1 pseudogene is annotated in these 497 nt (G+C 64.4%); it reads left to right on the plus strand.

The features are described 5' to 3' along the window. A pseudogene (locus AB4Z23_RS28310) lies at nucleotides 1-497 on the plus strand (autotransporter domain-containing protein); the annotation flags it as partial.

Genomic DNA, 497 nt, shown 5'->3' on the forward strand with positions numbered 1-497 from the left:
GTTTCCGGTGAAGACAGCCACTGGACCATGTCCGGGGATATGGTCGTTGGCGAAGCAGGCGTTGGTAAGCTCACCGTAACCGGTGGCGGCACGGTCATCAGTCAGACAACGACGGTGATTGCCAATCTGGCTTCTGCGGACGGAAGTTCCGTGACGGTAAGCCGTCTGGGCTCCGCGCTGCAAAGCGGCGGATCGCTCGTCGTTGGCAATTCGGGAGCTGCAACGCTTCTCGTAGAGGCCGCAGGGACCGTAACCAGTGGCGAGGCCATTATCGGCCGCCATTCGGCAAGTGAGGCGACTGTCACCGGCGACGGCTCGAATTGGAGGACCGGCGACCTGCAGGTCGGCGGCGATGTCGCCGATCCGGGCGGTGCCGCCGGCAATGGTAAGCTCAACGTTATGGCGGGTGGCTCCATTGATAGTACGACGGCGCGGCTTGGCGTTGTGGCGGGTGCAACGGGCGCTGCCGCCGTGGATGGGCAGGGCTCGGTCTGGAC

It is taken from the genome of Agrobacterium sp. MCAB5, from assembly GCF_052114365.1.
GTDB classification, from domain to species: domain Bacteria; phylum Pseudomonadota; class Alphaproteobacteria; order Rhizobiales; family Rhizobiaceae; genus Agrobacterium; species Agrobacterium tumefaciens.